At 40.6% G+C, this 26,293-nt stretch carries 30 protein-coding genes; 6 read left to right on the plus strand and 24 right to left on the minus strand.

Going from position 1 to position 26,293, the window contains the following annotated elements; translation table 11 throughout:
• From AC503W_RS12670 to AC503W_RS12760, 19 genes are all read right to left on the minus strand, one after another.
• Entirely contained in the window at positions 1–234 is a 234-nt protein-coding gene (locus AC503W_RS12670; RefSeq protein ID WP_402869405.1) for an exodeoxyribonuclease VII small subunit, read from the minus strand.
• A complete protein-coding gene (gene xseA, locus AC503W_RS12675) occupies positions 231–1,583 on the minus strand; it encodes an exodeoxyribonuclease VII large subunit (RefSeq protein WP_402869407.1) in 1,353 nt (450 codons plus the stop codon). Before xseA ends, AC503W_RS12670 begins: the two co-directional genes overlap by 4 nt.
• 149 nt (positions 1,584–1,732) lie before the next feature.
• Positions 1,733–2,608, minus strand: coding sequence for a bifunctional methylenetetrahydrofolate dehydrogenase/methenyltetrahydrofolate cyclohydrolase FolD (gene folD / locus AC503W_RS12680; protein ID WP_402869409.1), 876 nt, complete (start codon positions 2,606–2,608; stop codon positions 1,733–1,735).
• Between the two features lie 67 nt (positions 2,609–2,675).
• Positions 2,676–3,068, minus strand: coding sequence for a transcription antitermination factor NusB (gene nusB, locus AC503W_RS12685; RefSeq protein WP_402869411.1), 393 nt, complete (start codon positions 3,066–3,068; stop codon positions 2,676–2,678).
• A gap of 465 nt (positions 3,069–3,533) precedes the next feature.
• A complete protein-coding gene (locus tag AC503W_RS12690) occupies positions 3,534–3,947 on the minus strand; it encodes an Asp23/Gls24 family envelope stress response protein (protein WP_402869413.1) in 414 nt (137 codons plus the stop codon).
• 29 nt (positions 3,948–3,976) lie between these two features.
• On the minus strand, positions 3,977–5,329 hold the full coding sequence (accC, locus tag AC503W_RS12695; protein ID WP_402869415.1) for an acetyl-CoA carboxylase biotin carboxylase subunit: 1,353 nt from the start codon (positions 5,327–5,329) through the stop codon (positions 3,977–3,979).
• Between the two features lie 14 nt (positions 5,330–5,343).
• Positions 5,344–5,838, minus strand: a complete 495-nt coding sequence (accB, locus tag AC503W_RS12700) for an acetyl-CoA carboxylase biotin carboxyl carrier protein (protein WP_402869417.1) — start codon at positions 5,836–5,838, stop codon at positions 5,344–5,346.
• Positions 5,839–6,430: 592 nt separating this feature from the next.
• Positions 6,431–7,015 (minus strand): SpoIIIAH-like family protein, encoded by a 585-nt coding sequence (locus tag AC503W_RS12705; protein ID WP_402869419.1) that lies wholly within the window; start codon positions 7,013–7,015, stop codon positions 6,431–6,433.
• 14 nt (positions 7,016–7,029) lie between these two features.
• Positions 7,030–7,701 (minus strand): stage III sporulation protein AG, encoded by a 672-nt coding sequence (gene spoIIIAG, locus AC503W_RS12710; RefSeq protein ID WP_402869421.1) that lies wholly within the window; start codon positions 7,699–7,701, stop codon positions 7,030–7,032.
• A 3-nt stretch (positions 7,702–7,704) separates the two neighbouring features.
• Complete coding sequence (gene spoIIIAF / locus AC503W_RS12715) at positions 7,705–8,319, minus strand: stage III sporulation protein AF (RefSeq protein ID WP_402869423.1); 615 nt, start codon at positions 8,317–8,319, stop codon at positions 7,705–7,707.
• 16 nt (positions 8,320–8,335) lie between these two features.
• Positions 8,336–9,583: a stage III sporulation protein AE gene (spoIIIAE, locus tag AC503W_RS12720; RefSeq protein WP_402869427.1), complete on the minus strand. Its 1,248-nt coding sequence runs from the start codon at positions 9,581–9,583 to the stop codon at positions 8,336–8,338.
• A gap of 34 nt (positions 9,584–9,617) precedes the next feature.
• Positions 9,618–9,998 (minus strand): stage III sporulation protein AD, encoded by a 381-nt coding sequence (gene spoIIIAD, locus AC503W_RS12725; protein ID WP_402869884.1) that lies wholly within the window; start codon positions 9,996–9,998, stop codon positions 9,618–9,620.
• A gap of 23 nt (positions 9,999–10,021) precedes the next feature.
• The gene (gene spoIIIAC / locus AC503W_RS12730; protein ID WP_034308319.1) at positions 10,022–10,225 is read right to left on the minus strand and encodes a stage III sporulation protein AC; all 204 of its coding nucleotides are present in this window, start codon (positions 10,223–10,225) and stop codon (positions 10,022–10,024) included.
• Between the two features lie 22 nt (positions 10,226–10,247).
• On the minus strand, positions 10,248–10,763 hold the full coding sequence (spoIIIAB, locus tag AC503W_RS12735) for a stage III sporulation protein SpoIIIAB (RefSeq protein ID WP_403079326.1): 516 nt from the start codon (positions 10,761–10,763) through the stop codon (positions 10,248–10,250).
• The gene (gene spoIIIAA / locus AC503W_RS12740; protein WP_402869432.1) at positions 10,756–11,688 is read right to left on the minus strand and encodes a stage III sporulation protein AA; all 933 of its coding nucleotides are present in this window, start codon (positions 11,686–11,688) and stop codon (positions 10,756–10,758) included. The genes spoIIIAB and spoIIIAA overlap by 8 nt, the downstream gene beginning before the upstream one ends.
• A 168-nt stretch (positions 11,689–11,856) precedes the next feature.
• Positions 11,857–12,414: an elongation factor P gene (gene efp / locus AC503W_RS12745; RefSeq protein ID WP_402869434.1), complete on the minus strand. Its 558-nt coding sequence runs from the start codon at positions 12,412–12,414 to the stop codon at positions 11,857–11,859.
• 26 nt (positions 12,415–12,440) lie between these two features.
• Positions 12,441–13,502 (minus strand): M24 family metallopeptidase, encoded by a 1,062-nt coding sequence (locus tag AC503W_RS12750; RefSeq protein WP_402956571.1) that lies wholly within the window; start codon positions 13,500–13,502, stop codon positions 12,441–12,443.
• On the minus strand, positions 13,499–13,948 hold the full coding sequence (gene aroQ, locus AC503W_RS12755; protein WP_402956569.1) for a type II 3-dehydroquinate dehydratase: 450 nt from the start codon (positions 13,946–13,948) through the stop codon (positions 13,499–13,501). Before aroQ ends, AC503W_RS12750 begins: the two co-directional genes overlap by 4 nt.
• Before the next feature lie 93 nt (positions 13,949–14,041).
• Positions 14,042–14,554 carry a YqhR family membrane protein gene (locus AC503W_RS12760; protein ID WP_494914352.1) on the minus strand — a complete coding sequence of 171 codons (513 nt, stop codon included), beginning with the start codon at positions 14,552–14,554 and terminating at the stop codon, positions 14,042–14,044.
• A 347-nt stretch (positions 14,555–14,901) separates the two neighbouring features.
• Here AC503W_RS12760 and AC503W_RS12765 point away from each other — a divergent pair, with 347 nt between their 5' ends.
• Positions 14,902–15,855, plus strand: a complete 954-nt coding sequence (locus AC503W_RS12765; protein WP_402986208.1) for a DUF1385 domain-containing protein — start codon at positions 14,902–14,904, stop codon at positions 15,853–15,855.
• A 130-nt stretch (positions 15,856–15,985) separates the two neighbouring features.
• Positions 15,986–16,360 carry an SA1362 family protein gene (locus tag AC503W_RS12770; protein ID WP_494914354.1) on the plus strand — a complete coding sequence of 125 codons (375 nt, stop codon included), beginning with the start codon at positions 15,986–15,988 and terminating at the stop codon, positions 16,358–16,360.
• A gap of 19 nt (positions 16,361–16,379) precedes the next feature.
• Here AC503W_RS12770 and AC503W_RS12775 read toward each other — a convergent pair whose 3' ends face one another.
• Both AC503W_RS12775 and splB read right to left on the minus strand, forming a co-directional pair.
• Positions 16,380–17,261 carry a patatin-like phospholipase family protein gene (locus AC503W_RS12775; RefSeq protein ID WP_402869446.1) on the minus strand — a complete coding sequence of 294 codons (882 nt, stop codon included), beginning with the start codon at positions 17,259–17,261 and terminating at the stop codon, positions 16,380–16,382.
• A gap of 79 nt (positions 17,262–17,340) precedes the next feature.
• Positions 17,341–18,366 carry a spore photoproduct lyase gene (splB, locus tag AC503W_RS12780; RefSeq protein ID WP_494914358.1) on the minus strand — a complete coding sequence of 342 codons (1,026 nt, stop codon included), beginning with the start codon at positions 18,364–18,366 and terminating at the stop codon, positions 17,341–17,343.
• 135 nt (positions 18,367–18,501) lie between these two features.
• Here splB and AC503W_RS12785 point away from each other — a divergent pair, with 135 nt between their 5' ends.
• On the plus strand, positions 18,502–18,684 hold the full coding sequence (locus AC503W_RS12785) for a hypothetical protein (protein ID WP_407408362.1): 183 nt from the start codon (positions 18,502–18,504) through the stop codon (positions 18,682–18,684).
• Positions 18,685–18,713: 29 nt separating this feature from the next.
• Here the strand turns inward: AC503W_RS12785 and AC503W_RS12790 are convergent, their stop codons facing one another.
• Positions 18,714–19,958 (minus strand): MFS transporter, encoded by a 1,245-nt coding sequence (locus AC503W_RS12790; protein WP_403079318.1) that lies wholly within the window; start codon positions 19,956–19,958, stop codon positions 18,714–18,716.
• 327 nt (positions 19,959–20,285) lie between these two features.
• Between AC503W_RS12790 and AC503W_RS12795 the strand changes: the two genes are divergently transcribed.
• Together AC503W_RS12795 and AC503W_RS12800 are read left to right on the plus strand one after the other, a co-directional pair.
• Entirely contained in the window at positions 20,286–21,128 is an 843-nt protein-coding gene (locus AC503W_RS12795) for a sialate O-acetylesterase (protein WP_494914361.1), read from the plus strand.
• Complete coding sequence (locus AC503W_RS12800; RefSeq protein WP_494917345.1) at positions 21,125–21,664, plus strand: PadR family transcriptional regulator; 540 nt, start codon at positions 21,125–21,127, stop codon at positions 21,662–21,664. Before AC503W_RS12795 ends, AC503W_RS12800 begins: the two co-directional genes overlap by 4 nt.
• A 202-nt stretch (positions 21,665–21,866) precedes the next feature.
• Here AC503W_RS12800 and AC503W_RS12805 read toward each other — a convergent pair whose 3' ends face one another.
• Entirely contained in the window at positions 21,867–24,437 is a 2,571-nt protein-coding gene (locus AC503W_RS12805) for a vitamin B12-dependent ribonucleotide reductase (RefSeq protein WP_402869454.1), read from the minus strand.
• 387 nt (positions 24,438–24,824) lie between these two features.
• Positions 24,825–25,661: a lipoate--protein ligase family protein gene (locus AC503W_RS12810; RefSeq protein ID WP_403079315.1), complete on the minus strand. Its 837-nt coding sequence runs from the start codon at positions 25,659–25,661 to the stop codon at positions 24,825–24,827.
• 196 nt (positions 25,662–25,857) lie between these two features.
• On the opposite strand from AC503W_RS12810, the gene AC503W_RS12815 reads away from it, so the two are divergent.
• Positions 25,858–26,241, plus strand: a complete 384-nt coding sequence (locus AC503W_RS12815) for a rhodanese-like domain-containing protein (protein ID WP_402869458.1) — start codon at positions 25,858–25,860, stop codon at positions 26,239–26,241.
• The last annotated feature ends 52 nt before the right edge of the window (positions 26,242–26,293 follow it).

The raw sequence follows: 26,293 nt of genomic DNA on the forward strand, positions 1-26,293 counted from the left end.
TTATTCTTCCTCCTGAACCGCAAAGTTTTCCAGTTCTCCATCTTCGCGTAAAATTTGCGTTAATTGATCCTCGACAGTTTTCAACTTGGTATGGCATAGTCTGGATAAATCCATTCCTTGTTTATAAATGGAAATGGCTTTTTCCAATGGTACATCTCCTTCTTCCAACTGTTCTACAATTTTCTCGAGGTTCTCCATCGCTTCTTCAAATGTAATATCCTTTTTGTTAGTCATGGCTCAATCCGCTCCTTTATTTCGGTTATCTCACATTCAAGTGTTCCGTCTTTTATCGAAACAGCTATCTTATCTCCAGTGGATACTTGCTGTGTGCTTTTAATTAACGTCTCATCTTCAGTAAAGACTAACCCATAGCCCCGCTCCATGATCTTCAGTGGGCTTAGGGCCGATAGAGTGGCAGTCATTGAAACGAATCGCTGTGATTTTTGACGATAGATGGCTTCCATAGTCTTACGCAGCGCTTTTTCGTACTGCTGCAGGTTTTCCTTTGAAGTCCTGACCAATTGCTCAGGATGCTGTTTATTCAGAACTTCAGTCATCTGATTCAATTCATCCCTTTTCTTCAGGAAATATCGCGTACTGGTTTTCCCTAACCTCTCTGTTGCCCTATCCAACTGTTCAAGTTTTTGTTCGTACATTTTATGAGGGTAACGGAATGCGTAAGACCTTTCAAGCCTACTCAAATGTGTACGATTGGCATTCACTTGCTCCTGGATGGAACGTGTCAAACGATTCTTGCGATTCATCAACCTTTCCAATATTTCATTCAGGTGAGGCACTGCAAGCTCCGCTGCCCCCGTAGGAGTCGGCGCACGCATGTCAGCAACAAAGTCAGCAATCGTGAAATCCGTTTCATGCCCCACTGCTGAGATAATGGGAATATCCGAATCATATATCGACTCAGCTACTATCTCTTCATTGAAGGCCCAAAGTTCCTCGATGGAACCACCGCCCCTCCCAACTATCAGCACATCGGATTCTGCTCTTGCATTGGCCAGTGAAATCGCCTGTGCAATCGATTTAGCAGCATTATTTCCTTGTACAAGAGCTGGATAAACAATGATTTTAGTAATGGGATAACGCCGCTTGATGGTCGTTATAATATCCCTTAAAGCTGCCCCAGTCGGTGATGTAATGACCCCCACCGATTTGGGGTATTGCGGAATCGCTTTCTTATGTTTAGCCAGGAATAATCCTGCTTCTTCCAGTTTTTTCTTTAACTGTTCATATGCAATGTATAGATCCCCCACACCGTCAGGAGCCATGCTTTTCACATAAAGCTGATACTGTCCACTGGCTTCGTATAGGGATATATCTCCCCTTACAAGTACCTTCATCCCATTTTCAGGTGTGAATTTCATCCCTTTGTTGTTAGCCGCAAACATGACAGCCAGCAAACGGGCTTTCTCGTCTTTTAAAGTAAAGTACATATGCCCGCTTGTATGCTGTTTGAAATTGGATATTTCCCCTTTTATGTATGCATTTTGCAAATGCGGATCCACATCGAACTTTCGTTTTATATATTTTGTTAAAGCCGACACACTTAAATATTGTTGGTCGCTCATATAATGTCTCCTTCCGACAGAATCGGATATAAAGGGAACCAGCCTTTACTGCAGACTTATAGTCCCAGTTAATCTTTACATAGAAAAAAGCGGTCTCTTGTTATTATAAAACAAGAGGTCCGCTTCTTTAAAATAATTTGGCATTTTTTTTAACTTTTCATTGTTTGTTTATCCAAGTTAAGTGTTTTCTGAGCAGATTTAACAGTATTCTTCATGAGCATCGTAATCGTCATCGGACCTACGCCTCTAGGTACAGGGGTAATGTAAGAAGCTTTTTCCTTCACTTCTTCAAACGAAACGTCTCCACAAAGCTTACCTTCATCATTTCTGTTCATGCCAACATCAATCACGACGGCACCCTCTTTAATGTGGGCACTGGTGATTGTATCTCTTTTACCGACGGCAACCACGACCACATCAGCTTGTTTAGTAAAGTAAGCAAGGTCACTCGTCTTAGAGTGGCAATATGTAACCGTTGCATCCGCATTCAAAAACAACTGTCCTGATGGTTTCCCTACGATATTGCTTCTTCCGACAATAACGACGTGCTTGCCTTCAAGGTTATAATCGATATGTTCAAGCATGACCATAATTCCATACGGCGTGCACGGCAAGAAAGCATCCTGTCCCGTCATCATCCTGCCAATGTTGATTGGATGGAACCCGTCAACATCCTTCTCAGGTGAAATCGCTTCAATAATCGCTTTTTCCTGAATATGTCCAGGTAACGGCAGCTGCACCAAAATCCCATGAATGCTGTCATCCTGGTTTAATTCATCGATGTTCTGTATTAATTCCTGCTGTGTTAAATCCGCAGGTTTTTGGATTAACACGGAATGCATGCCTAAATCTTCACAAGCTTTTTGCTTATTTCGCACATAGGTTTGTGAAGCCTGATTGTCACCGACTAATATAACGGCCAATCCGGGCACAACATTTTTTTCACGTAATTGTTGGACTTCCTTGCTAATATCCTGCCTTACCGACTCTGCAATTTCTTTACCATTAATGATTTGAGCTGACATGTGTAGTTCCTCCCAAGTTAACTTTCGCTAAAGAAATTGCGGAGACCCATCAGTACCTAAAATAGCTTTAGTTGCCGACTTTTTCTTTGACTTTGGATAAAACGGCATTCACAAAGCTGCTTGATTGGTCATCACCGAATTTCTTAGCAATTTCAATAGCTTCATTCATCGCAACACTTACCGGGACATCATCACAATGGATCATTTCATAAACTGCGATACGCAGTAGATTCCGATCGATATTTGCGAGTCTTTCCAATGTCCAGTTTTCCAAATTATCTCTGATCATTCCATCAATCTGTTCACGCTTTTCCGCTATCCCTGTAACTAATGTTTCGAAATACTCGTCAGTGGGTGCACCGTTCAGCACACTTTCCATAGCTTCTTCCGGTTCTGACTTGGCGATATCTATTTGGTATAGTGCTTGAAGGGATTTTTCACGGGCTACTCTTCTTTTCATAATCTTACTCCTTTGACATCTACTATTATATATGAAAATGCTAGTACAGACGAACAATAATCAACAATTTATCGAAAATATTAAGTTCTTTATCGTAATTTCTATAGATTCATCTATTTTCCGCTAACAAAAACGTCAAAATACTCTCCATGACATGAACCTCTATGCAATTTCTCATGAGGATTCACGTTAAATGGATGTTTCGCCATTTAACTTTTGTACAACGGATCATGTTATATTTTTTCGAAACTGCCAAAAGTCCCTGCTTAGCTTTCATGATCATATTTCATCTTTTACACTCTAACAGAAAACCCACGTAAATTAAAGGGAAACTTCCATACACCGCCTTATTATGTTCGTATAACAGAATATTATGAGAGCGGGATGGATTCATTGAATAAAGACTCAAAACAAAAACCCGACATATAGTCGGGTTTTTGCAGGTTTTAGTTAGAATGATGCCGATTACACTTCTTGCTCGTAATCCGTTTCATTTTTTGCATTTTCGAAAGCTATTCCAACAACATGAATGTTTACTTCTCCCGCGTCGATAGCAGTCATATTTAGTAACGCTTCACGAATATTGTCTTGAACTTCCTGTGCAATTTTCGGAATAGACACACCAAATTTCATCACACAATATAGATCGACTTTGATCGTTTCACCTGTTAAGTCTACTTTAACACCTTTGCCGTGGTTCTTCTTGCCAAGCTTTTCTACTACGCCTGTCGCAAAATTCCCCCGCATATGTGCTACACCTTCCACTTCCGATGCAGCAATACCCGCGATAACTTCTATAACCTCAGGTGCAATCTCAACTTTACCAAGTCCACTATTGTATTCATCCATTTCGAGTAACTTGCCTTCCAATTCACTCATTCTAAAAGCACCTCCTGTCTTCCTTTACATTATGAGTTCATTACATCATAAATTTCAAGGAATTTGGTATTAAATTCTCCAGAAACAAATTGTTCATGCTGAAGTAACTTAATATGGAAAGGAATTGTAGTCTTAATTCCCTCAATGACAAACTCGCCTAAAGCTCGTTTCATTTTCTCGATTGCTTCTTCTCTTGTCGGTGCATGGACAATTAATTTAGCAATCATGGAATCGTAATATGGCGGTATTGTATATCCTGGGTATGCTGCAGAATCCACACGGACGCCATATCCACCTGGTGGTAAATACATCTGGATTTTCCCTGCGGAAGGCATGAAATTCTTTTCAGGATTTTCCGCATTGATCCTGCATTCGATTGACCAACCGTTAAAGGTCACTTCCTCCTGTGAAAGAGAAAGCTTATCGCCAGAAGCGACTTTGATTTGTTCTTTAATCAAGTCTACACCTGTGACCATTTCCGTAACAGGATGTTCCACTTGGATACGTGTATTCATTTCCATGAAATAGTACTTCCTATTCACATAATCATAAATGAATTCCACCGTACCTGCACCGGAATAATTAACGGCAAGAGCAGCTGTAACGGCAGCTTGTCCCATTTCCGCACGTGTCTCCCCATCAAGGGCCGGAGATGGTGTTTCTTCAACAAGCTTTTGTAAACGTCGTTGAACCGAGCAGTCACGCTCTCCTAAATGAATGGCATTCCCGTGGTTATCAGCCATCACCTGAATTTCAACATGACGGAAGTCCTCTATATACTTTTCAATATATACGCCCGGGTTGCCGAAGGCCGTTGCTGCCTCTTGTTGCGTTATATTAATGCCTTTGACGAGCTCTTCTTCCGTTCTCGCAACACGGATCCCTTTACCGCCGCCACCAGCTGTAGCTTTAATGATGACTGGGTAACCCATTTCCTTGGCAAGTGCCACACCTTCATCCGTGTCCTTAATGATTCCTTTTGAACCTGGTACGATAGGAACACCGGCTTTACGCATGGTCTCCCTTGCCACGTCCTTAGTTCCCATTTTATTGATGGCTTCAGGACTTGGTCCTATGAATATAATATTACATTCACGGCATAGCTCCGCAAAGTTAGCATTTTCTGCAAGGAAACCATATCCAGGATGGATGGCATCCGCACCTGTTTTCTTGGCTGTGCTGATAATGTTCGTTGTATTTAAATAACTATCTTTTGATAGTTTAGGACCAATGCAGTAAGCTTCGTCAGCAATTTGTACATGTAGTGCCTCTTTGTCGGCTTCTGAATAAACCGCTACAGTTTCAATACCAAGCTCCTTGCAAGCCCTAATAATCCGGACTGCAATTTCACCGCGATTTGCAATCAATACCTTCTTAATCATTTAGAAACAGCTCCTCATTCAGGCTTTACTAAAAATAATGGTTGACCATATTCTACAAGTTGGCCTTCTTTTACAAGTACTTCTACAATTTCCCCGTTTACTTCCGCTTCAATTTCATTGAAAAGTTTCATAGCTTCCACGATGCAGACAATTTTGTCCGCCGTTACTTTGGAGCCTACTTTCACGTATGCATCAGCATCAGGAGAAGGAGATTGATAGAACGTTCCCACCATTGGGGATGTGATTTTATGTAAGTTTTCTTGCTCATTTATAGGAGTTGCTGGTGTTGCTGCTTCTGGCGCTTTAGCTACTGGCTGGGCTGCTGGTGTAGGTGTGACTTCAACAGCCGCTTTAGCTTGTACGACTTCTTGAGCAGGTGCTGGATAAGCTACTGTACCCGCTTCCGTTTTCTTCAGCAAAATTTTGGTTCCTTCATTTTCATAAACAAATTCACCGATGTTAGATTGATCGACTAACTTAATAATTTCACGAATTTCTTGGACCTTCATTTTAGGCACCCCTTGTCTGATTTAATGGAAATTTGAGACAATTCAATATGTATATGTAATTTGCCCATCGTCTTTGGCCTCTGCCGTCTCTAGCACCGGAGCCGTTTCTTTTAAAACACCGAAAGACATTTCACATATCCCTTCTGTAATATAACAGAAGTAAATCCCTCAAAAAATATGTCTAGCAGGAAGTTTTGAATTTTTTAATACCTGCTTCTAATATCATACAATATTAGCTTGTATATATTCAATGATAGATTAGTTGGGACTTGCTATTTACAGTTCTATATTACACTTTTATCTTAAGATTGTGAATTTTTTAAATCTATTTTTAAAATATAATTCGGAATTTCCCCCTATTAAAACGGTAAAAACCATGTAAAACCGCCTTTTTTATTACTTTAAAGGGATTACATTGGATAATGCCGAGGGGAGGTATTTTTATTTTTTTGTCTCCTTTTTTTGGAACCACCAAATCGCGACCATCCATTTTTTTCCGAAAAAAAAGGCCTTTTCTACTAAAGAAAAGAACCAGCATGCATATTTCCTTTTTCGAAAAACTGTTGTGTATCAGTTTCCACTCACTTTAAAATTATTTTTCCGGTTGGAAATTCACGACTACATTTTGTGCATTCTCCACTTCTTTACGTACAAGGCGTATGATGTTATTAGCTTCCGTCTTCGTTTGTTTATCAGCTTTTACACTCACTTTTACATCCGTTCCATCAACCCGGACAAGCGCAGCATTATAATCCATCGCTACAATTAAGTTTTCAATGATATTTTCCTTCACTTTCGTTTCACTTAATTGTTCGATTTTAGCATAAGCTTCATCTCTTTCTTCAGCGGATAGATCGGTATCCCCCATTTTAACCGTTAACTCTTCATTCAATTTCGCACGTTCGTCCTCAATTTGCATTCTTAATGCCTCAAATTCGTCACCGGAAGCAATGGTTACAGAAGAACCATTATCCCCTGTGGAAGTCTCCGTTTCCTTTTTGCTTTCTTCTTTACTGTCTCCTTTGCTTTCCGTTTGACTTTCTGTCTGATTTTTTTGTTCTTCCGTTGCCGGCAAATCTGCTGCATTTTCTTCAGGAGCCGTTAAATAGTAGACCGAGAGCACCACTACTAGACTTAACATCGTCAATAACCAAACCGTTTGTTTTTTCAATAACATGTTCGTTTTCCCCCTTATTTTTTAGGCATGACAGAAACCCGGTGACTTGACACATCAAGCGAGCGTGTTACAGCTTCGACAATCCATTTCTTAATTTGTATATTATCTGCCCCTTTAGCGACAACGAGGACCCCTCGTACGCTTGGCTTTTGGGTTTCGGAAATGATTGGTCCCTCTTTTTCCCCGTTTTTAATCAGGACAAGCTGTTCATCTACCGAGGTGTCTTCGACGGTTCTTTTTCCGCCTTCCTGGTCGGTTTCTTGAGTCACTTGTTTTTGAGTGGTTTTATTTCTTTCATAGACTTTTTTCTCGGATGCATCCACATAGATTACGACTTTTACATCCTCCACACCTACAATGGATTCCAGGGCTTCCTTCATTTCGTTCGCCAGGTATACTTCATAATCTTTTGTCGACTTGAAGTCGGTCTGGTTTTTCTGACCGAATGTTTCCACATCCTCTTCTTCCTGCTTATTATTACTGAATACCGCTTTATCGCCCGTTATCTTCCCGGCTTGGTTCGTGGTGGTCAATAGATTCCCGGCCATCATGATTCCCACACCCAAAAGGACAACAATTAAGGCATAGATATACATCGAAGGTTTTTTATCTTGCGGATCTTTTTGGTCCGGATCTTTGTTCAATAGTTTGTTTAGCCAGGATAATGGACCCTTATCTTTATTCATATCTCAGTCACTCCTCTCCCCGGCGATTTCAATGATTTCTTCATCGACAGACCAACTTGCTGCCAGAAACTTCTTGACGGCTTCGAGGTTCAACATAGTAGGTGTGGTCTTTTCCCGGGTGCTGATGTCCACCTTAGCCACCGTCTCTATCGCGGAGGATGAGTCTCTTTTTTCCGCCTCCTCCAATGAAATATTGATATGCTGTAGTTCTTCTAAGCTCGGACTTTCTTCATTCGTGACTCCGACTTCAATCGAACTGATCTTCACTTGGTACTCCTCCACCAACTCCTCTTCCACTTCTGTCTGTAGGTCAACAGCCATTTGTTCTAAAATATATGCACCTTGGGTAGCTTGTATTTCTTTTTTCTTCATTTCTGTTAAATTTCCTAAATCTTTTTTATTTGGGTTTTCAAATTCACTTGTCACAGTGGAAAGAATTTTATCAAAATCCGTATGAAATAGTCCCAAAATTGGAGTAAGAATTATCGCGATCAATAATAGTCCGATGACCATTTTTGCATATTTTTGCAGTGCTGAACTGGGAAGCAGCATATCGATCACGGTTGCCAGCAATACAAATACGATAATATTTGTTATCCAACCAGCTAAAAAGCTCACTCACACTTCATCCTTCCTAGCGGACCATCAGCGTTATATTCCCGGCTGCGATAATTACGGTGATGCATAAAAAGAACATGAGAGATACGATGGCCAGCGCTGCAAAAATATAAATCATACTCTTACTGATAATGTCGAGACAATTGATGACGGGTCCTCCTCCAAGTGGTTGCAAAAGACTGGCAGCCAACTTATAGACAAAAGCGATCATTAAGATCTTTATGGCCGGGAAAGCAATGATGAGCAGAAGGATGACGACACCTGCCAAGCCCACCGTATTTTTAAGAAGGACTGATGCACTAATGACTGTATCCGTCGCATCAGTGAACATACGCCCTATCACCGGAATGAAATTACCGGTAATGAATTTTGCCGTCCTGATCGTCACTCCATCGGCAACGGCGGATGAGGCACCCTGGACGGAAATCACACCGAGAAATATCGTCATGAAGGCACCCAGAATCCCGATAGCAAAATTACGAAGCAATTGCGCGAGTTGGGTCACTTTGTAATGTTCAGACAATGTGCTGACAATACTTAAAATGGCAGCGAAGAATAAGAGAGGCAGGACGACATATTGGATCAAGATCCCACTGGTATTCATCAGGAACATTAAGATTGGATGAAAGAATGCAGCGGATACAAGACCACCTGAAGCCGCTATTAAAGCTAATAACAAAGGTAGGAGCGCCATTAGAAAGGAAATCATTAGATCAATCGTATCTTTTGTATATTCAATGGCCACATGGAAACTATTCAGTGCCAATATGATCAATACCATATAAACGATCGCATAGGCCACCTTACTCACTGAGCTCTGTTCAAAAGCATTCTGTAGTGCTTGCAGAAACATGCTGAACACGGTCAAAAGAATAAGCGATCCCAGTAATTTACCGTTTACAAGGAGTTCATGAAAGACGAATTTCATTATGCCTTTAAACCATTGTTCGAATGAAAATTTCTTCTCACCGCTCACAAAATCCATAAAACTACCCTTTTGGCTTTCCGGTAAGAAACCGCCATATTCCGTTACGATGTCATCCCAATATTGCTTGAGCTCGTCAACGCCTAATCTTTCAATTTGGGCTTGTACCAGTTCTGATTGCATGATTGGTTCCTGGTTATCCCTCCATGTCTGTTCTTCCTCAGATTGCTTAATGGGCTCATTCTTGATTTCACCATTTTCGGCAGCATGTCCAACAGATGTATGCAGGAAAAAGAATAAAACGAATAGGAAGAATAAGAAAGGCATCTGCCGCTTCATACATTCACCTCAATTGACTAGTTGGAATAGTCCATTAACTAGGGAGCATCTGTATTACCGTTTCAATAATGACCGTCAAAATGGGAATGGCCATGGCCAAGATCAAAATCTTCCCGCTCAGTTCTATTTTGGAAGCTAATGACCCTTGACCTGCATCTTTTGTGATTTGAGAAGCAAATTCAGCGATATAAGCAATTCCGATAATTTTCAAGATTGTCTCTAAATAAACTGTATTGACATTCGCATTCACAGCTATCTTTTCAAGCATCAAAATGATTTCGTATATTTTATCCGCCAGAAAGAGAAAGATTGTACAACCTACAAAAACGACTAACAAAAAAGCAAAATTTGGCTTCTGCTCCTTGACTATCAAGGCTAAAAAGGTGGCTACTAGGGCAATTCCGACGATTTTTATGATTTCAATCGCGATTACCCCCTTTACTGGAATAGGAATACGGACTTAATTTTTTGAAATAGATCCTCTACCACGGAAGCTACCATAAACAAAATATAGATAAAGCCAAAAAGTGTCACCCACTGAGCATATTCCTTTTTCCCTACCTGATCGAGAATCGTATGAAGAAACGCCACGACAAGCCCCACACCCGCTATCTTGAATATGATGTCCACATCAATGCCCATGTTTATCCCTCCCGCATATGCCCTACATCAGCAAAATGATTAATAATAATCCTGATAAAAAGCCTAGGCTCTTCATCATCTTTTCATACTTTCCCTGTCGTTCCAGTGCATCGTTCTCTTCCCGTTCCAAGTGTGCCATCGTTAGCATGATTTGTTTTTGCTGATGATATTTATCACTTCTCCCGAGGGTTTCACCGAACTGAGATAGGATTTCAAACTCCCCTTGCTTTAAAGCAAGGGACTGCCATATCTTTTTCAAGCTAGCGTCCCAAGCCTCTTTTACAGTGGTTTCGCCTGATTCAAGTCGATTGGCAAACGTATGGAAAAAGTGGGAAAGTGGTTTTGGCATTTGCTTGGAGAGCTTCTGGGCTGCTTCTTTCAAAGGGGTCTGCCCATACATGATTTCAGCTTCAAGCGATTGCATGGCGACTTTCAGTTGACGTAACTGGCGGGGGCGCATACTCAATTTCTTGGCGGCTTCAAAGCCCGCCCATGTTGTGGCTAAAATAATGATGGCCGCTCCAATCATCTTAAACATGAGGACTCACGGCTCCACCTAAGAATAATTGGCCACCCGCCGCATCGAACACCCTATAACTCCGGTCTCCTGTCTTACTTCTTTGTAATTCAATAAAGCGTTCAAAAATATTCTGTCTTAAGATTTCCGATACAAAAGGACGTTTTTTCACTTCCTCCAGTGTATGGCCATGCGTAGTGATGATCAGTTTAATTCCTGCATTTACGGCTTCGAGTACCGCTTGTGTATCCTCTGCCCGTCCAATTTCATCCACAACCAATACATCCGGGGACATAGAACGAATCATCATCATCATCCCTTCCGCTTTGGGGCAGCCATCAAGGACATCCACCCTTGGGCCGAATTCAAGTTGAGGAACTCCATGAACACAACCAGCTATTTCCGATCGTTCATCCACAATCCCCACTTTTTGAGGAGGGATGCCCTTCCGATCGATTCCACTCGAGATCATTCTGGCAATATCACGCAAAATGGTCGTTTTCCCTGACTGGGGGGCACCGATTAAAAGGGTATGCTGCCATTCCCCATTATATAAATAAGCCGTGAGTGGTTCAGCTGCCCCTATCTTTTCACGTGCTACCCGAATATTAAAGGAAGAGATATCCCTTATCGCCTTGACCATCCCATTTTCCAGTATGACCTTGCCCGCTAGTCCTACACGATGTCCCCCGGCAATGGTGATATAACCGCGCTTTAATTCTTCTTCTAGCGTATATAGCGAAAATTGGCCTATAGAATTCAGTAATTGCTCTGCATCACTCGGGGTCACTTCATAAGGGAAAAAGAAAGGATTTCCCCCTACTATCACTTCTAACGGCCTGCCGACTCGAATCCTCAGCTCTTCTATTTTTTCTATCATCATCGGGGTCATCCCTTGGAGATGTGCGCATAGTTTTTTCGGTAGAAAAGAAAGTACCATTTCCATTTAGGCAATCCTCCTGTATACACCACTTTCAATAAAATGTATGCCGGGAATCATATAATGATGACAAGCTAATCAAAGAAGCATCGCCTGAATTCATCTTTGTGACTAAAAAAACATAAAAAAAAGCCCGGGATGATTAATCCCGGACTTCTTATGACTTAGGTTAACTTAGGCACGTGATACGTATGAACCTTCGTTTGTGTTAATCAATAATTTGTCGCCTTGGTTGATGAAGAATGGCACTTGAACGGAAAGGCCCGTTTCAAGTACAGCAGTTTTTGTTCCACCTGAAGATGTATCGCCTTTAATGCCTGGCTCTGTTTCAGCAACTTCAAGTTCAACTGTATTAGGAAGCTCGACGCCTAGTGTTTCCGCTTGGAAAGTCAAGATATGTACTTCCATGTTTTCCTTTAAGAATTTCAATTCGCGTTCGATACTTGATGCTGGAAGTTCGATTTGGTCGTATGTTTCGTTATCCATGAATACATGGCTGTCTCCACTTGCATAAAGATACTGCATTTTGCGGTTCTCGATATGTGCTTTCGCCACTTTTTCACCGGCGCGGAAAGTTTTTTCTTGGATGGAACCTGTACGAAGATTACGTAATTTAGAACGTACAAATGCCGCTCCCTTACCTGGTTTAACGTGTTGGAATTCAATAACCTGCCAAATTCCATTATCTACTTCAATGGTTACACCTGTGCGAAAATCGTTTACTGAAATCATAAATTTGTCCTCCTACATGTACATGTTTACAGAATGATTAACTCTTTTGATGAATGAGTAAGTGCTTCGTTACCACTTAATGTAACGATTGTATCATCTTCAATGCGTACTCCGCCAATTCCCGGTAGGTAAATCCCCGGTTCAACGGTAACTGCCATGCCTGGTTCTAAAATGATATCAGACCTTACGGATAATGCGGGACCTTCATGGACTTCAAGACCAATTCCATGTCCCGTCGAGTGTCCAAAGTATTGTCCAAACCCTTTTTCTTCAATTAAATTGCGAGTTAGTGCATCCGCTTCCCTACCCGTCATCCCAGGTTTAATCCCAGCCATGCCGCGTAATTGAGCTTCTAAAACAATGTCATAAATATTAATAAGTTCTTCACTTGGCTTACCGACTGCTAATGTGCGGGTGATATCCGATACATATCCATTATAGTACGCACCATAATCCAATGTGATGAAGTCACCTTTTTCGATAGTCTTATCCGTTGCAACACCATGTGGAAGAGCAGATCGAACACCTGATGCGACAATGATATCGAAAGAAGATGAAGTTGCGCCTTGTTTCCTCATGAAGAATTCAAGTTCATTGGACACATCCAGCTCAGTGACGCCTGGACGAATAAAATCAAGAATATGTGTAAAGGCAGCATCAGCGATAGCAGCCGCTTCCTTTAATATCTTAATCTCTGAAGAAGTCTTTATCAAGCGTAAATTCTCAATTACTCCCGACAACGGCAAAAGTTGAGCTTTGATAGCCTTTTCATAAGCCTTAAATGTGGCAAATGTCATATGGTCTTGTTCAAAGCCCAATTTGGTAATTTTCATCTCTTCAACTTGTTTCCCGACTTCTTCAAGGAGTGTTCCTTTATGTTGAACGATTTCAAAACCCTTAGCCTGGGTCCCGGCCTGTTCTACATATCGGAAGTCCGTGATGAACTTAGCCTCTTTCTGTGAAACCAGCACGACACCGGTACTTCCCGTGAAGTTAGTCATAAACCGGCGGTTATATGTACTTGTAATTAATAACCCATCAACGTTCACTTTTTCCATTGATTCGCGCAACCGTTCCAGTTTATTCATTTAATTCTCCCCCTTGCAATTTTCGTAATGGCCTGTAATGCCAATTCATATCCATGTATTCCCAATCCGACAATCTGTCCAGCTGATACCGGGGCAGTAACCGATTCGTGACGGAAACTCTCACGGGCATGTATATTCGAAATATGCACCTCAATAACCGGAACATCAATACCGGCAATCGCATCACGAATCGCATAGCTGTAATGCGTGAATGCTCCTGGATTAATGATGACCCCATCGAATCCATGATCTTCTGACCAATGTAGTTTATCGATGATCTCACCTTCATGATTAGATTGAAAACAGCTCAAGTCCACATCTAACCCTTCTGCTTGCTCATTCAATTGGGCTTCCACATCTTCTAGGGTAGAGGAGCCATAATGAACCGGTTCCCGTTTACCTAATCGATTAAGGTTCGGACCATTAATTAATAAAATTTTTATCATCTTTCCAACACCTGCTCATGGTTAAATAATGCTTTCCATGAATATTCTATCATAATTACAAATTGTCTTACTACTTTTTTACAAACGGCCCGATCAGCTTCCCGATTGATTTTCAGCGATTTCTTTTTGACGCAGATATTCCTGATGGTCATAGGATATAGAATATCCTACAAAAAGACCGTATAATATAAAAATGCAAACACTGGTTATGATGGAATTGGATGACATCTTCGAAACAGCGGGCAAATCTGAAAACATTGGCTTGAAAACAAAAACCAGTAATGCCCAACAAATCACACCATAAATCAGACCAGCAAAAATGCTTTTAATTTTTTTAAAAAGCCCATAATATATGAAAGCAACACCAATGGAGAGGATTCCGAACACTAGCAAAGTCATCATCGTTCCCTGCCAACGGTCAATCCAGGACATATCCGACCAGGAAGTTAAGATGAATTTCGGACTAAACTCCATAAACTTAAAATAATGTGCCGCCACTCCGGCTAAACTAGCAAAGATTCCCCCAAAAATACCAATGGCAAATACATTGGCAAGCAACAAACTTTTATTCTCTTGCTGATGATTACCTGTTTCATTTGTAGACACCTTAAACACCTCCGATATATAGTATGTCCTTTCTTAAATAGGAATATTTTCTTTTTTGGGCCTTCGAGGGTAGATTTACTAGAGGTTTTTGTTATTATTCTGTATGATTAACTCATAAATAATGTACTTTTCTCAAAGGATAATATCCATTCAATGTTGAAGTTTATATGTATAAGAATGTTTCTTCCTGAGATGGTTCATTTATGTTCGTGTTTAGGAATAAGTTCCCCGCTCATCATCAATAGATTGATGAAAGGTCGATTTATAAAAACCTGAACATATTTTAGGCTATACATGTTAGCATCCATGAGAGAGCTACGTGAAAAACTATTTAGGTTGGTGTAGAAATGTCTGAGGTTCAAAAACCCGTTTATGGAGGGCAGGCTGTCGTGGAAGGCGTCATGTTTGGCGGCAAGCATCACACAGTCACCGCTGTCCGTCGCAAGGATTCAACGATCGTGTATTACCATTTACCACGAGAATCAAAGCCTGTGATGAATCGGCTAAAAAAAATCCCATTTGTACGGGGAATCGTTGCCCTTATACAATCAAGTGCAAATGGCTCTAAACATCTTAATTTTTCCACAGAACAGTATGAAGAGGAAGCTGAAGGAACCAAAGTAGAAAAGAAAAAAGAAGTCAAGGAGTCTTCAAGGTTTAGTGTATGGTTAAGTGTGGCTGTTATCGGTGTTCTATCATTCCTATTCGGGAAATTGCTGTTCACCCTCGTTCCCGTTTTCCTTGCAGAATTGACAAGACCCATTTTCTCTAGTCACCTGGCCCAGATCCTAGTGGAAAGTTTATTTAAATTGATACTACTGCTCGTATATATTTACGTAGTATCCATGACCCCATTAATCAAGCGCGTGTTCCAATATCATGGGGCAGAGCATAAAGTGATTAATTGCTTTGAAAGTGGCAAAGAATTGAATGTGGCCAATGTCCAGGCAAGTTCAAGGCTTCATTACCGTTGCGGCAGTAGCTTTATTCTATTTACTGTCATTGTCGGCATGTTTGTGTACCTTCTCGTCCCGACCGATCCTCTTTGGCTCCGTGTCGTGGATCGCGTTTTACTTATCCCTGTTGTCCTAGGCATAGCTTTTGAGGTATTGCAGTTGACGAATAAAGTGAGAGATATTCCTGTTCTTCGTTACCTTGGATATCCTGGTCTTTGGCTTCAATTGTTAACCACAAAATCCCCTTCAGACGATCAGGTCGAGGTTGCACTCGCTTCCTTCAATGAGCTCTTAAAGATGGAAAAAAGTACGGAGGAAGGTTTAGACTCGGATGTTATTGTGTAAAACACTTATAACTGACTTTCGGAATAATATGATAAGTATTACTCCCTCTTTATTTTTTGGGAATATTTTGAATGGATAATGTTTAAAATAAGCTAAAAATGCTTATGATGCTCTTAAGGAGGTGTCTTTGTTGAAACGTTTCATATCTATTTTGATATACGGAATCATCGCCCTCGGAGTCTTCGGACTGATAAGCAGAATGGTTACTGACCCAATCGGACTCCTAAAGAATATTCTGATTATTGCCACGGTCGCTGGGATTATTTATATGATCTACACCGGATTAACAAAGAGTAAGCCAGTGAAAAAAGAGCAACAGGCATTTCGTAAGGCTGCACGTCAGTCGAAAAAGCGGCTAAAGAGCAAAACTTCGAAAAAGGATAATGTGGCTAGCTTTTCGGCAGCGAAAACGTCCAAGAAAGGTTTAGCACGTAAGAAAACGGAGAGTCACTTGACGGTCATTGAAGGAAAAAAAAATAAAAAGAAAAATCGGGCCTCATTTTAGGAGCCCGATTTTTTTCTTTTTAATAAGTCCATCGTTTTAAAAACTCCCTTGTGTAAATTCGTCCACGTTCTATTAATTCCCCCTTCATCTCATCATTCATATTGAAATCCATCGCGGAAATCCCCTTCATCGGAATAAACACGATGTTGTTAACATGTTTTTTGGATATATAACGTGCATCGTGAGCATCCTTCATCGTTTTGAACAGGGCCGAGAATAACTCCACTGCGTTTCCTACCTCATGTGGCTTCCATATTTCATCCGCACTCAATCGCAAACCGATGACGGGTCGTTCCTTTCGTACATGTTCAGAATTGAATAACCACATGGGGAAGTTGCTCAATACTCCTCCATCAACGAATAGGGCCGTACTTTTCCCTACATTCAGCTTGACTGGTTCAAAAAAATAGGGAATGCTACAGCTCATCCTTACCGCTTTAGCCACTGAAAAAGTATGAGGGTCAATCCCATAGTTCTTCAAATCATCAGGTAGGACGACCAACTTCCCATTTGTGATATCCGAAGCGATTATGCGAAGAGATTGAGGGGGAAGATCTTTGAAGGTAACCACATTTCTGATAGCCAGTTTTTGAGCTACCCATTTTTCTAATGCCTCCCCCTTGTATAATCCCAATTTCCAATAAACTAAAAGCCATTTTGCAAAAGGAATCGGTATAAGACCGTGTCTCCTATCCAATAAACCAGATAGGTTTATATCAATAAAGAGTTTCTCCATTTCTTCCCCTGTATACCCAGCTGCTATGAAGGCAGCTATAATAGAACCCGCACTTGTTCCTGCAGTTCTATGAAATGTAAATCCACGTTCCTCCAACTCTTGGAATCCACCCAATAATCCATAGCCTTTTATCCCGCCTCCGGAAAATACGCCGTCAATGATCATAGCTGCCCTCCCCACCCGGTCTATTCATTTTTAAGCAGGAGCAGGGCTTATTATGACTGTTTTGGCGAAACTTTTCTCTTTAAGTAAAGTACTGAACTACAGCTTTCGGAAAAAACTCCTCTATATACTCTCTAATTGTCGTTTCCAACTCTTTTGCTTCTTCATTTTGATAAACGTATTTACCGATTCCATAACGGCCCCATTTATATTTCCGTTTGGTTTCATCCAGTTCCAACTTTGTTTTGGGATAATTTTTTTGAATCACTCTTTTAGCAGGCCCCGTAAAGCGGTGTTGTATTAATTCAAACGTTAAATCCGGTATGTCGACTCCTTTTAAGCCCTCGCTCAATCGTTGGAAAAGTTCATAATACCCTCCCTGCCAATCTTCATGCCTATAAATGGGAGCGACGATGAATCCTAATGGGTAGCCCGCACCCGCCACTTTTCGTGCTGCCTCTATCCTCTCGTCAAAGCTTGAGGTACCAGGTTCAAAATTCTTGATCACATACCTTGAATTGATGCTGAACCTGAATCTTGTCTTACCATTATGCTTTGCATCCAAGAGATGATCGACATGATGAAATTTGGTTACAAACCGAAGCACACCATATTCACTTTTGCCAAAGTATTCGATAGCCCGTTTTAATGAATGTGTCAAATGGTCAATGCCGACGATGTCAGATGTACAAGCGGCCTCGAAACGGGTAATTTCTGGTTTTCTTTCGTTCATGTAGTTTTCTGCAGCCTCAAAAATCTCATCCAGATTAACATAGGTCCTTATATATGGTTTGGTACCAAGCGTTGTCTGTAAATAGCAATAATGACAGTGCCCCATACAGCCTGTGGCCAAAGGAATGGCATACTCGGCCGAAGGTTTAGAGGTATCGAATTTCAATGTCTTTCTGATACCTACAACCAGTGTGGATTTAGCTACACGATACTTTTGAAAATCATTATCTCCGGGTAAGTCCCGAATTTGATTATGAGAGGTCGTTTCACGGATTTCGATACCCATGTCCTCAAACTTCTTTTTCAGTTCTCTTCCTAAGGGGTATTCAAGGGTCCGTGGTTCGATATAAACAAGCTGTGGGATAAAGGGTTTCATATCCATCTCCATTCATTGACCGATCCGGTCATAGTTTTAGTTAAACTAGACAACCTATATATAAGGATAGCTTTTGCCACTTCTAAAATCCTCATGATGGTTTTTATTCTGTAAATAATGGAAAGGAGATGCAATATGTCAAAGAAGCAAAATGCATTCCGAAAAGTAACCGAAAATAAAGAAATGACTGTCACAGTTAATGAAAATCCAACTTCACAGCGTATCCCTGGAGACTCTGTCGACAAGTACTCCATTTTAAGAAGTGCAAATCTTGAGCTGGCCGAAAAAGAAATCTTCCAACAAATGGAAAACAACTGACAGATACAACAAAGAGAAAGCCGATTCCTTTAGGATTCGGCTTTCTTGTCGTCCGGTTTCAATGTTTTTTTATTAATGATTTTAAAGACGAGGAATAGCAAGATGAGACCAATCACGGCGGAAATAATATAACTCATGTTTAAATGATTTTTCATTAACACAGACATGAGCGGTGGTCCTGCCGCGACACCGATAAACCTGGCCGCGCTATAAAAAGACGAGATGGTTCCTCGTTGTTCCTTTTCGATATTCTCAGTGATGAGCGCATCCAATGTTGGAAGTAGCGCCCCAATGGCAATCCCCAATATACTCACTAGAATGAGCATGATCACGAGTTTGTCCTTTGTATATCCTACAAATGCCACGCTTGCCGACATCAGTATTAAACTGACCAAAATGATCTTTCTCATCAAAGGAATGCTTCCTTTGATTTTCCTTCCCGCTATATAAGAGGAGATACACAGGAATAATAAAGGGATAGCCAATATAAAGCCTTTTTTCACTCCTTTTAGATGATGCAATTTCTCCAGATTATCCGATAAGAAAAATAGCACCGCAAAAAGAATGAGCATGACGAAAACACCCAATATGAAGACTACGGACAGCCATTTTCCTTCTTTCTTAAAGGTAGCCTTCGTTTTTTTTAAGAATTCCTTGAACTTAAGAGGCTCATCTTCATTTTTTGGAACCTTGATGCAAAAGAATACGAAAATGATTGAGATCAGGCTAAAAAAGGAAATGGAAAAGAACGGAAGGAACCAAAGGACAGCTGCAAACAAAGATCCTAAAATCGGACTTAAAACTTTGCCGAACGTATTTGACGTTTCGATGATGCCAAGCGTCGAGCTGGTCTTTTCATCGTCATCCTTATAAAGGTCCCCCACTAACGGAAGAATAATCGGTGACGCCCCAGATGCTCCAATCCCTTGAAGGATCCGCCCAATGATTATCCAGGTATATGGACTGTCCATTTTCCAGGATGCGAACCCTGCAATCAATCCTCCAATTAAAGCTAATATTAGACTTGGTAGTATGACTTTTTTTCTTCCTATGCGATCAGATAAGTAACCCGCCACGGGGATAAGAAAGATGGACGCGACCGAATAACTGGTGATTATCATACTCGATTGAAATGAAGTGATATTCACTTTCTCTTCAAAAACCGGTAGTACGGGTATAAGCATTGAATTCCCCAGGGTCATAACGAGAGGAATCGAAGCCATGCTTACAATACACCACACGCTAACCTTACTATTACCTTTCTGGTTTTCCATTCAAGCACCTCATTAATGTTGATAATGAATAGTCTAACCATAAAACTGAAAATACTTCATAAAGACGTTTTCCAAAAAAAGGGTTAAGACGTGCTAATAGGGAATAACACAAAAAGTCGTCGAGGAAAGCTCCTTAGCTTACCTCAACGACTTTTTGTAGCTTTTTAATAAGTTTAAGTATGACATATAAAGTAATCAGCATGATGGGATTCTATATTTTTCGTTAGTAAAAGTTCCTTGTAGACAAACAAATTGACGATAGTCTAATTAGACTATATAATGATGAAAGTCTAATTAGACTATATTATACAAAGGCGTGAAAATTAAATGACAAAATCTTTTTTAATGTTAGGTCAATCAAATATGGCAGGACGTGGATTCTTGCATGAAATAGATCCTATCTATAATGAAAAAATAAAAATGCTACGCAATGGTCAATGGCAAATGATGGCCGAACCGATTAATTACGATCGTCCTGTTGCTGGTGTAAGTCTCGCAGCATCTTTTGCAGAGGAATGGTCGAAAGTCAATCCTGATGATGAAATTGGCTTAATTCCTTGTGCGGAAGGCGGCAGTTCTTTAAATGATTGGCATCCAGAAGGTACCCTTTTTAAACATGCTTTATCTGAAGCTCGATTTGCGCTTGAGTCTAGTGAAATCTGCGGTATTCTTTGGCACCAAGGCGAAAGTGATAGCAACCATGCTCTTCATGAAACATATTATGAGAAATTGGTCCTGATTATTGATACTTTAAGAAAAGAATTAGAACTTGAAGATGTCCCTTTAATCATTGGTGGACTTGGTGACTTTTTAGGGAAAATAGGTTTTGGAAAATACGCAACAGAGTCTCAACAAGTTAATGAACAGTTACTCCGATTTGCTCATACTCAGCAAAACTGTTACTTTGTAACGGCAGAAGGCTTAACAGCCAATCCGGACGGTATTCATTTGGACGCTGTTTCGCAACGAAAATTTGGTTATCGCTACTACGAGGCATTTTCGAAAAAGTGCGATGTCCTAACACCTCTTTCGAATGAAGAACAATCATTAAAAACCAATACTGACTATTCAAAAACAGAACAAATTTATATTTATAGTATGAATATGGCTTTAAGCAAAATCACATACGCTGAATTTGAAGCAAAAATGATGAAGGTGATGCAATCATAATCCCCTTGCTTATACTTGGCCTGCTGATCCAAAATCCTGGAGCGCATGGCTACGAACTACTAACTTTAATGGAAAAACGACATTATAAGTATATCGTTAACTTTACGAAGGGTTCATTTTATTACAACTTACAACAACTTGAGGAAAAAGGCTTGATTGAACAAGTTCATCAAACAATTTCAAGCAATGGGCGCGAAATCCATCGTTTTATTATCACAAATTCAGGAATGGAAGAATTCGAAAAATTAATGGTGAAGTTTGGAACTAAATCCGAATATGTCAACTTAAAATGCTATGTGGCGTTACTCTTCGCAGATGATTTCGATAAATATAAATTATTAAAATTAATTCAAGCACAAATTGACCAGACTGAAGCTCGAATTGCTCTCCTCGATGATTATCTAGCCATCACAAAAGAATTTCCTGGTAAAATCGATTATTTTCGCCGCATGAACGAAAATTCTCGTTCTCATCATCAAGTGAACTTAAAATGGTTTAAAGAATTGAAAGAAGAAATAGAAGAGCCCAATGCATAAATATAATATCCCCTATCAATATTACTTAGTAAAATTGATAGGGGATATTTATTTAAGGAATCCATAAAAAGGTTTTCAATAATAGAACATTCCTCTACTTGAAATCACACTGAAATCCTCTAGACATTAAAAAACAGCCCTTTGGACTATCTTAATCCAAAGGGCTGTTTTTTTATGAACGATACATCTTTTCATTACTGGTTTAAAGCCCGCACTTCAATTGGGCACCACAATTCGTACAAGTATTGCATCCGCCCATTTCCTGGACTTCACCCTTACGGCAAACTGGACACGTGTTACCCACTTCCGAACCTATCGTTACATTAGTCGAACGCAGTTCATTGATGGTATCAACCAGAACGACTTTTTTCTTTTCTTCCACATCTGTTAAGCCATCCATTTCAAGCTGCTGTTCCATTTGGTTTTCTTCAGCTTTTAATGTAAGAACCTGGCTGTCACGGCTTCCATCTACATAAACCGTTCCACCTTTTGCGCCGCCTTTATATAAGCGCTCGTACACTTTTTGGACCTGCTCGACGGTATACCCTTTTGGGGCGTTAACCGTTTTACTGATTGAGCTATCAATCCAACGTTGAATGATGCATTGAACATCCGCATGGGCTTCAGGAGCCAATTCCATCGCCGAAATAAACCATTCAGGAAGGTTATCAGGATCGGCTTCAGGATGACGATCCAAGTATTCCTGAACGATGTCCGCTTTGACTTCAATGAATTTCCCTAAACGTCCGCTACGGAAATATGTGAACGAGAAGTATGGTTCAAGACCTGTCGAAACGCCTACCATCGTACCTGTGCTGCCCGTAGGAGCCACGGTCAATAAATGGGAGTTCCGGATACCGTGCTCGGCAATGCTTGTACGAATATCCTCAGGCATCTTCTTCATGAATCCAGTATTCGTGAAGCGCGTTCTAAGCTCATTCGTTTCTTCATCCGACGTTCCCTTCAGGAACGGGAAGCTGCCTTTTTCTTTTGCAAGTTCAACCGAAGCCCTGTAAGCAGACGTAGCAATCGTTTCAAACACTTTGTCCACCAGGATTTTTCCTTCTTCTGATCCATACTCGGTTTCACAATAAATTAGCAAATCATGCAGTCCCATGACACCTAATCCAACCCGTCTCTCGCCGAGTGCTTGTTTTTTGTTTTCCTCTAGGAAATAAGGGGTTGCATCAATGACGTTATCTTGCATCCGCACGCCCACTTCAACTGTTTTCTTAAGTTTTTCGAAGTTAACGGTCTTATTATCTTTATCCGCCATCTCAGCTAAATTGACCGCTGCCAGGTTACACACTGAAAATGGAGCCAATGGCTGTTCACCACATGGATTCGTAGCAACGACTTGCTGTCCATAAGCTTTTGCATTCGTCATCTCATTGGCATTATCAATAAAGAATATTCCCGGTTCTGCTGAGTACGTCGCACAAATGTTAATCAGGTTCCAAAGCTCCTTAGCACGGATCTTACGGTAAACCCGGACTTTATGGCCCATTTTTTCCCACTCGCGTACGTCTCCTACATTGTGCCACTCATCATTATAAATCGCCATTTCTTCCGCGTCGTAGCTTTCGACATCAGGGAAGCGCAACTCATACTCCGTATCTTTTTCGACGGCTTCCATGAACTCTTTGGTTAAGCAGATTGAGATATTGGCACCAGTCAAAAAGTCCGGATTGTGGACGCTATACGTTCCGCCTACGCGAACTTTTTCTTCAGCATCCCTAATGATTTTTTCACTGAATCCACCTAGACCCGGAATCTCTTTATAATTAATGATTCCTTGGTACATCGCCGTTTCTTGTTCGGTATGCGGTGTGAACTTCAATTTATCCGATGCATATTTCTTTATGGTTTCATCTTTTGTGTTCTCCATTAGGTAACGAAGAATCCTTGGGTTTTGCATTTTTGAAATAATGAACTCCGCAATATCTGGATGCCAATCAGTAAGCATGATCATTTGGGCACCGCGTCTACTTCCACCCTGTTCAACCAAATGAGTCAATTTCGCTATATCATCAAGCCATGAAACAGAACCTGAAGACTTGCCATTGACCCCTTTCGCAAGGGTGTTTCTTGGACGGAGAGTAGAGCCATTCGTACCGACTCCACCACCACGGCTCATGATCTCCATGACTTGCTTTCTATGCTCGGAAATCCCTTCGCGTGAATCTGGTACAAACGGCATGACATAACAATTAAAGTACGTTACATCCGTGTTAGAACCAGCGCCATATAATACCCGGCCGGCCGGCACGAAATTAAGGTCCTTTAATTCTTCATAAAATTTATTGAACCATTCCGTTCTTTTTTCTTCAGTCGTTTCCACTGAAGCCAAACCAGTTGCATTACGCTTGGCAATTTGCTCGTAATATATTTCAAGCGGCTTTTCGATGATATCAAGCGGCCGATTAATGATTCCTGTTTCCACTTCTTCCGGATTATCCAGCACTCCGCGGAACTCTTCATCCACTAAAACCTTTGCCTTTTTCGATTCCCAATCTATTTCGACGATATGGCCAAGACCACGTGCAGGAAATTTCGGATCTTCTTTAATTGTCAATACTACAAAATCGCCAGCAGAGAGTGTGATTTTTTCAGTATCCTTAAAAGAATAACGGTCAAGCATAACTAGACGGGACACGCCCTTATGCATCATTTTCATATCAGCCGTTACAGGATGAACTTGGGGAAATAAAGATATATCTTTATTCAACCTTTCTAGATCAACCTTTAAAGCTTCTTTAATTACAACCGACATAATTCCCTCTCCTTTACATGTTTCAGATCCGTTCTTGTTGCAAAAATCAATATGTAACCTACATGTCCGTTTCGCTTAACAAGTTACACTAAATTTATCATAGCGAAACACAAAATTCAACATGTAGTGTTTAAGTATTTATTTTAACCACTATATATTGTGTTGTGGTTGATTGTCTTTTAATTTTGTCAAACGGTGAATCAATTAATTGAGTTAGTAAAAGGGAGGAAAATGTCGATTTATAATAAAAATTAGACAGATTTCAATGAATTTGAACATTGCATTTTGCCCGCCTCTTTCAAAGCACTGACGTTACAAGGAATACATGCTTGTTCACACAAATCTGAAAAAACTTATTTATTCCCGACTCTCGCTTCCCCTCTTTTTCTACCTCAAAAAATTCCAGTCATCACTTTCATATTTATTTTTGGCGATGTCCTTCACTTCCTGTAATTGCTTTTCACTCAGCACATATGGTTTCAAATCAATCGACAGACCCTCAGAAAAACCGTTTTCAAAGGCTACCTTCGCCTCGGAAATAGTTATTTTTCTACCAGCAATGTCATTGATGGCCACTGCTTTGTTTCTCAGATTGTTTTTTATCTTCTCTTTTACTTTATCATCGGAGAACTTGAATACACTAAATAGCTTCTCCTCATCAAGTTCAAGCAGGATGGCTCCATGCTGAAGGATAACACCTTTTTGTCTCGTTTGTGCGCTGCCCGCAACTTTCCTTCCCTCAACCACCAGTTCATACCAGCTTGGCGCATCAAAGCAAACTGAGGACTTTGGAGATTTCAGCATCTCTTTATCCTGTTCAGTTTCAGGCACAGAGAAATAGGCATCCAGTCCGAGGTTTCTGAACCCCTTCAATATTCCTTCAGAAATCACCCGATATGCTTCGGTCACTGTATTCGGCATTCCCGGATAAGACTCTGGGACAATGACGCTATAGGTGAGTTCATGTTCATGCAAAACAGCCCGACCGCCTGTAGGCCTACGGACAAAACCTAAGCCTTGCCTTTCAACTTCCGCCAAATCGATTTCGGTCTCAGCCCTTTGAAAATACCCGATGGATAATGTAGCCGGGTTCCACCCGTAAAACCGGATCATGGGAGGGATTTCCCCATTACTCTGCCAATTCAAAAGTGCTTCGTCCATTGCCATATTATAAGCAGGTGAACAATTGCCTGAATCAATGAATCCCCATTTTTCTTTCGTCACGATTACCCCTCTTTTCACGTAGGCTTATTAAACCCTCTAAAAAAACTCACAAGTAGTAGTTTACCAGAGTTTAGCAACGTAAAAAAGAAAGTAAGCTATTCCACCAAATATTTATAAAATTTTTTTGATTATTGGAGAAACCAATTATATAATAGACATTGTCTGTATTCGTTTAGGTAGAAGGGAGTTTTTATGGTTGGATATCTTATATACACTGATTATCATCATAGTAGCCATCGTTGCATATTCACTATTTAATTGGTTCCGTCAACGTAAAATCGTTAAAACCTTAACACAGGAAGAATTTATCGCTAATTACAGAAAAGTTCAATTAATTGACGTACGGGAACCTAATGATTTTGATAATGGACATATCTTAGGGGCAAGAAATATCCCTATGACACAAATGAAGACCCGCTTAGTGGAGATTAGGCAGGACAAGCCTGTATACTTGTATGCTCAAAGTGAAATCATTAGCGGAAGAGCGGCAGCCATGCTATATAAAAAAGGCTACAGGGAACTTTTTCACTTAAAAGGCGGTTTCAAAATGTGGACAGGGAAGATCAAGGCGAAGAAATAAGGCCAATTGCCCAAACCTTACATCTTATCCGTTTTTGAAACATATCATACTG

The organism is Peribacillus suis, from assembly GCF_059384845.1.